Below are 544 nucleotides of genomic sequence, written 5' to 3' on the forward strand. Positions count from 1 at the left end.
GTCGATATCCAGCTCAGCCAGCGCGCCGACCGGCAGCGTCGCCTTCGTCGGGCAGTGGCCGAACGGCAAGCCGGTCACGAGCGGGATCGACAGCCGCGAGGCCAGATAGGCGCACATCGGCTCGAAGTCATAGCCTGCGTCGTATGGCGTGGTTCGGTAGCCGGAAAAATCCCCCAGCACCAGCGCCTGCTGGCGCTCCAGCACGCCGGCCTGCGCCAATTGCAGCAACATGCGCTCGACGCGGTAGGGGTGTTCGTTGATGTCTTCGACGAAGAGGATGCCGCCATCGATCTTTGGCAGGTGCGTCGTACCGAGCAGGCTGCAAAGCATGGCCAGATTGCCGCCCCACAGCGTGCCAGCGATGCGGCCTGAACGTGCCGTTGCTTGCGGCACATCCACACGCAGCGTATAAGCCGGGTCGCGCAGGATGCCCCAGAAGTGCTCGACCATGTAGGTATCCACCTCCGCCAGCGCGAAGTCCGAGCACAGGTGCGGCCCGGCGAAGGTCACGCCGCCCTTTGCGGCCAGATACGCCAGTTGGAAC

The 544-nt window shown here is 65.3% G+C and carries 1 protein-coding gene; it reads right to left on the bottom strand.

From position 1 onward, the window contains the following. The coding region (locus VE26_RS10360; RefSeq protein ID WP_046105245.1) for a S66 peptidase family protein at window positions 1-544 on the bottom strand (544 nt) is incomplete at both ends.

It is taken from the genome of Devosia chinhatensis (assembly GCF_000969445.1).
GTDB lineage: Bacteria > Pseudomonadota > Alphaproteobacteria > Rhizobiales > Devosiaceae > Devosia > Devosia chinhatensis.